Origin of the sequence: Brassicibacter mesophilus, assembly GCF_050433385.1 — a bacterium.
GTDB lineage: Bacteria > Bacillota > Clostridia > Tissierellales > Proteiniboraceae > Brassicibacter > Brassicibacter mesophilus.
On record NZ_JBNPXI010000013.1, the window covers coordinates 117775 to 124715 of the forward strand.

A 6941-nucleotide genomic window follows, 5' to 3' on the forward strand; every position below is an offset into this window, starting at 1 on the left:
CGTTAAAAATTTGTCAACGTACTAGTTATTATATTTTTCTTTATATTTTTCTATTGCCTCTTTTAAATAGTATATCTTCTCGTATTTATCTGCTTTATCTGCATCTACCCATTCATAGTCAATGTTTTCACTGTTTATAGAAACTGAGCCAGAAACATAGTTACATATATATACAATCGTTATATATTGATTTCTTTTTACTTTATTTACTCCCGAGCTAATGCTTAAAATATCCAATATTTCTATTTTAAGAGATGTTTCTTCATATACTTCCCTTACTAATGCATTTTCAGGCTGTTCTCCAAACTCCATCTTACCTCCTGGTATATCCCATGTTCCACCAGCAAAGCTTGAACCAAGTTTTCTTTTTAACATAAGTAGCTTATTATCTTTAAATATCAAAGCTTTAGTCAGTACTCTAAACATGAGTATCTTCCCTTCATTCTTCATCATATAGTTATTCATAATCTCTAGTTATTTTGATATATTTTTTTCTGCAAAAGTACCTCTTTTATTGCACCTGTGAATTGCTTGTCGGTTTGAGTTCTATTCTGAAAATACTGGACATTATTTTTCACAGCTTGCCATCCTTCTCTTAGAGTTGCTTCAGCACCTTTTAAGTTGTTATCTAACAAATAAATATACGCTTTGTTCATAAAAAACTTTTTCTGTGTTTCAAAGCTAGCTCCTTCTAAATCTATATCGTATATTTTAATTGCTTTTTCAAACTGACTTTGATATGCCAATATTTCAGATGTCATATATAACGAATTATACTTATATACATTATTAGTAGCATTATTGGTCCATTTATTTAGTCCCTCTAATATCAAATTTTTATCTTCTCCTAGGCTAATAGCCTCCCTAAATACTAACATTAATTCACTGTCTTCAATAATTGTACCATCAAGATATGATTTAATCATTTCTCTAATTAGTTTATCCTTGTCTGTAGTATTCATTTTATCATATTTAACTAAGTAATAATTCACTCCAATTTTATTCCAGTATTCTGATTTCTTTAATTTCTTTAGTGTTTCAACTGGATTTGAATCATATAAGTGCTTCTCTTCATATGGTATAGTTCCCACAATAGATTCGTATTCCAATGTTTCTATAGCTCTTTTATATAATAAATCATTCTCTTCTAATTTTCTCGAATTGTATTCTCCAAAAAGAGGATATGTAGACACATCAGGAGACTCAACTAACTGAATTCCATTTAAATACAGGGTATTAGCATATTCCATATCATCAAATATTCTTTTTATAATTGTCGCTGCTTCTCCTCTTGTAATACCGTTCTTAGGCTTAAAGGTATTATCGGCATACCCCTCGATTATCCCATTATTAGCTAATTGATAAATTTGTTCTTTATATAAATAATTATCATTTATATCTGAAAACTCCTTGCTTTCATCTTCAGCAGCGGGAGTTATAAAGAAATATGATACCATCACAGCTTCTTCTCTAGTTATATCTTTGTTTGGTTCAAATTTATCACCTGGAAAAATATTATTAAATTTCATTTCTCCGTTAATATTATTAATAAACATAGCTACTTCTCGAATATCTTTATATCCCCAAAATGAGTCGCTCATATCTTTATAGTTTAATAGCCTTGCATTATCAGTAGTTTCCATAGTACTATCTAACATAAGTTTACTTTTCTTATCATTAATAACACCTTGACTCTTTGCAACTCTGCAAAGTATTGAAATGTATTCACTTCTACTAATACTGTCATTAGGCTTAAATGTTCCATCTTCATACCCATTAAACAAGCTTACTTTATTCGTCCCCCAAATTATTGCTTCTTCAGCCCAATGTCCATAAGTATCAAAAAAATATCTGTTAGCTAAAGCTGTTTCAAAGTTGAAAAATGTAATAACATACACTACTAAAAAAACGACCAAGTATTTTCTCTTCATAAAAAGTCCTCCTTTAAGCTTGTACCTAAGTATTTAGACGTAAAGCAGAGAAAAAAAGTTCCATTAACTGTTACTTTCTTTGTATTCATCTAAAATACCTATTAATAATATTCTTATCCCAAATCTGTAAAGAATATCTAGGACAAACGTCCTTAGTTGTTCCACATTCTCGATTCTAGGATGTAGTCCAATATCCATCCTTGCCATCATATCATTTATATGATGATTAAGATATAAGTCATAATACCTTAAAGATATTGCCTTAGCAACATCAACATACTCATCTCTTAAAATATATTCGACAGGCATTTCGGAATTACTGGTGTAATCATTTAATTGTAATATGACATTAATATAGTTTTCCTGTTTTTGAATGCTTCTGCCCTTTTTATACATACTCCAAGCAAGTCCTAAATACATAGTACAAAAAATTCTAAGAAAGCTAACATCAAAAACTATACCTATTTCTTCAGATACCTTTATATCATTTTTAATCAGCTCTATAATTTGCATAACTGATTTTGTGCTAAAGTTGTTAAATATCAACATTATATCATTTTCAAATCTATCTAAGCAAATTTTACCAGCAAGTTCAACTTTATAATCTGACAACTGAACTATTCCCATATAAAAATACACCCTTTTGAAGATAAATTCTTACAATTAATTTTTTCTTATATTAGAATGTTATTTTACTCTCAATTGTAGCTATCTCTTCGTCACTAATACCATATAGTTTATAAAAACTTTTATTTATTTCATCAACACTTTCATTTATCTCACTAATTATTCTTTGCTTATATATGGCATCTTTATTCTCATATTTATTACTTTCTATTGTTTTTAATATAGAATATTTTTTTATGACACTAGTTACAAGATCTTCTATTCTTTCTCTATTATTATCTGTACTTACCCTTATTCTCAAATTCATTAGCTTATTTGGATAATACTCGTAAAGTTTATCATTTAACTTTTTTGCGACACATTTAAAATAGAATTCAAATATTGAAGAATTCAAAAAACCAAGCACATACTCTAACGAAATATCTTTAACAGAATGCTTTTTCATGCTGATGATATATATATCTGCACTACAGCATATTTCATCGTAGGATAAAGTAAATTCATTTGTACTTGATTTAAATGGGAATATTATCTTCGTACGATTAAAAACTTCTATGTTTCTCCCCCATTGCAGCTGATACCACTCTCTTGCTCCTTTTTTACATTCTCTCCTATTGCCAAGTTTCTTTTTATATGGTGTTATGTGTTTTATTATATTTCCATAGTTTTCTATATTTTTAATTTTGTCAGTATATAAGATATATTTAGAAGCAATTGGAGGTCTATATTTTTTAACCTCACTATTCTTTATCCACGGCTTTATAATATCGTTTTCTAGACCTTCTTCCACTATCATATTCTTATCGACAATAAATGCCTTATCGCATCCAGTTATTATACCTTGGTTACAATCACACAATTCATCAAGTCTGTATTCACCCAATTCGTTGATTTTATTGAAAAGCTTTCTTTCAGTATTGTTTGTAAAAATCCAACCATTGTCTTTCAATTCATCCTGAGATATCAAAAGTCTCTCAGACGACTTCATTTGAATCTCTATAATGCTATTGTTATTTTCTTTGTTGCTCGATAATCTATACACATTGAACATACAATTTTTATTTTCCTGCTTTGTACATTCTAAAATTACAGGGCTTATACCTATTCCTTTAAATACATTTTTACCATAAAAATCTATGATGTTATCAATTGTAAATTTTTCTTTGATTAGCTTTCTAAGCCCCAATGCTGATGGAGCCTCCTGAAAGTATCTAGAAGTAATATACACTAGCTTACCATTATAACAAAGTAAATCATGTCCTTTTTTAAAAAAACAATATGATATATCTGCTTTATCATAGTATACGTCAGAATAATTCATCTCAAGCTTTTTTCTGTAATTTTTGTCTATTTTTTTGTGTCCAATGTATGGAGGATTACCTATGACAAGATTAAAGCTATTTCCTTTAAAAATTGCTTCTTTATTATAATTTTCTAAATCTGTTAAATCTCCTCTGTCTTCCATAAGAATATCTTTTGAAAATATGTTCATTTCCACATCGCTAAAGAAAGTATCTCTCATCAACAAAGAAGTTATTGTCATGTACACCGCAAAGCTATCTATATCTGACCCCCAGATATTATTTTTTAATATAAATAAATGCAATCCTTGTTCTAGATCTCTTATAACACCTGTATGAATAGAAACAATCTGCTCATAATTGTTTTCAATAATATTTTTAATTCTATTATATGCTTCTATTAGGAAAAATCCCCCTCCACAAGCAGGATCAATAACCCTATAATATGGGTTTTTTATGATATCTTCTTTTCTAATTCCAGATGATATCATATATTTAACAATATAATTTGGAGTATACACCTGACCGAGATACTTCTTTTCTCTACTAGTAATAAGCTCTTCATATAGTTCACCAATTGAAAAATTCTCAATCGTATCCTTATCCATTTCAAGTAAAATTTTAATTAGTTCTATCTTTCTATTTTCTGTTAGATAGTTTTGGTACCCAAACTGCTTTTCAAAGTCAATAAAAACATCTGGTAGTTTATTAATTAAACTATTATCGATGATTTCTATATAAGTTGATTCGTCTTTTGTATCTCCATACATAGATATAGCCAGTACAGCTTTTCCAATAAAGTACAGAATACTTTTCATATTAGTCATATATTCATCGATATTTTCTATTTCAAGGCTAGATAAGATTTTTCTAATTTCAGTTTTTAATTTTTTTATTTGATACTTCATCATATTGACTTCTTTCCTCTCTGCATTAGTATAGTTAAATATTCATATTCTATTATACATTAAAAAACAGAAGTAGGTACTAACCTACTTCCTCATAATCACAATTATTTTAATCATTAACTCTTTCATTAAATTCTTTAGCGTCTTTAATTGCTCCTCTCTCAATATCTTTTTCGAGCTTCCGTTTTTTCCATGGCACAAACACTGTATTTAAATCATAACCATCTGGATACAATCTATCTCTTGAAATATATTTTGTTACCCTTTTTCTTTTTATTTTAAGGTGTTCTCCTTTAACTATTAATGTTATATTTCCTTGCTCATCATCTAACTCATAGACAATTCCTTTTTCGTTTGAACTCATTATAGTTACCATATCTCCTATGCATAAACTTTTATCTCCGCTTAATATTTTGTTTTGCTTTTGAATAGAATTTATGACTTTTTTCTTAGGTTTTTTTACTTTGAAGTCATCAATTTGAAAATCTACTTTTATACTATCACGCATCTTACTATCCATATATTTTTTTGCATTTTCTAAAACTCTTGGGCGCATACCTAATTTCTCTGATATCCAAAATGCATTGCTATTCCCAGCTTTTCCAATTGATAAGGAATATAGTGGAGCTAGTGTAACTGGATCAAATTCCATACATCCATTTTTAAATTCATTGTGTTGATTAGCATAATCTTTAATCTCACCATAGTGTGTTGTAGCAACAATTATAGCTCCATTTCTATAAATCTCATCTAGAATAGCTGCAGCAAGTGCCGCACCTTCAGAAGGATCTGTTCCTGTTCCTATCTCATCCACTAATACTAATGTAGAATGATTTGACTTGTTAATTATATTAATAATATTCTTCATATGACCTGAGAAAGTGCTTAATGATTGTTGAATACTTTGACTATCACCTATATCGATTAAAATCTTTTCAAATATATTGAATACGCTTCCTCTCTTTACAGGTACATGAATACCTGATTGCACCATCAGTGTAAGTACCCCTATAGTCTTGAGAGCAACTGTTTTTCCACCAGTATTAGGGCCTGTAATAACAAGTACTCTATAGTCCTTCCCAATTTCAAAGTCAAGAGGAATTGCTTTATCTCCTAGTAGAGGATGTTTTCCACTTGCTATTTTTATATAGTCGTTATCACTTATTTCGGGTTCTATCCCGCTTATATGGTTACTATATCTTCCCTTTGCAAAGGCGAAATCATATTCCGACATTACTTCTACGTTCATTGTCATTTCTTTAATGAATAAACCTATATATCCGCTTATTGTTGCTAGCACTTGATATTCTTCTAATTCTTCTTCAACTCTTAAGCTATTTAACTCCTTACTATATTTCATAATTTGATTAGGCTCCATAAAAACAGTGGCTCCTGTAGAGGAAATATCTACAACCCTGCCTTCAATTTGATTCTTATATGAAGATTTTACAGGTATAACAAAGCTTTCATTCCTTCTACTTACATAAAAATCCTGTAAATAGCACTTATATTTTGAAGATGAAACAATATCCTGTAACTTAGCTTGTATTTTATTCTCAATAGCTTCTATATTTTTTCTTATCTTAGCTAATTTATTGCTAGCTTTATTGCTTACCCTATTTCCTTCTATAGAAGATTCAATTTCTTGTTCAATCTCATCAAATACTGTTATTGATAAGGCATAGCTGCTTAATGTAGGCGCAATAATATCTTGAGTCCCCATAAATTTTTTTATTTTCTTGCATCCTCTTAAGAATGAAGATACCTTCACTAATTCTGATGGTTGAAGAATCCCTCCTTTTTCAAGTTTTCTCAATAGATCACTTATGTCATATAATCCTTGGAGTGGAACATGTGAAGAACTATTCAAGATATTTTTAGCCTCACTAGTTAGTAGTAGCATATTTTTTACTGCACGTATATCAGTAGATGGCATAAGTTTATCTACAAGTCTCTTACCTAAATCGCTGGCAGTTAACTCTTTTATACTATCTTTAATCTTCTGATATTCTAAAATTGAAAATGTTTTTTCATTCATTTTATTACCTCCTTGTATAATAATGATATAGCCATTAAGGATAATACATATTTAACCTTTTCTATACCTAAGTAACTGAAGAAGGTATTCTTCCTTCATCAGAAGTTACTTCATTAGTTATCATGTCTGACGGTTT

Annotated in this window: 5 protein-coding genes; all 5 read right to left on the reverse strand. The window is 29.2% G+C overall.

The features are described from left to right. Positions 1-21: 21 nt before the first annotated feature. On the reverse strand, positions 22-465 hold the full coding sequence (locus HNR33_RS14040; RefSeq protein ID WP_429084443.1) for an NUDIX domain-containing protein: 444 nt from the start codon (positions 463-465) through the stop codon (positions 22-24). Between the two features lie 5 nt (positions 466-470). Then, positions 471-1931 (reverse strand): S-layer homology domain-containing protein, encoded by a 1461-nt coding sequence (locus HNR33_RS14045; RefSeq protein ID WP_429084445.1) that lies wholly within the window; start codon positions 1929-1931, stop codon positions 471-473. A gap of 63 nt (positions 1932-1994) precedes the next feature. Beyond that, on the reverse strand, positions 1995-2558 hold the full coding sequence (locus HNR33_RS14050) for a hypothetical protein (protein WP_429084447.1): 564 nt from the start codon (positions 2556-2558) through the stop codon (positions 1995-1997). A gap of 52 nt (positions 2559-2610) precedes the next feature. Continuing rightward, positions 2611-4767 (reverse strand): Eco57I restriction-modification methylase domain-containing protein, encoded by a 2157-nt coding sequence (locus HNR33_RS14055; protein ID WP_429084449.1) that lies wholly within the window; start codon positions 4765-4767, stop codon positions 2611-2613. A 109-nt stretch (positions 4768-4876) separates the two neighbouring features. Beyond that, the gene (locus tag HNR33_RS14060; protein WP_429084451.1) at positions 4877-6805 is read right to left on the reverse strand and encodes an endonuclease MutS2; all 1929 of its coding nucleotides are present in this window, start codon (positions 6803-6805) and stop codon (positions 4877-4879) included. Positions 6806-6941 lie beyond the last annotated feature (136 nt).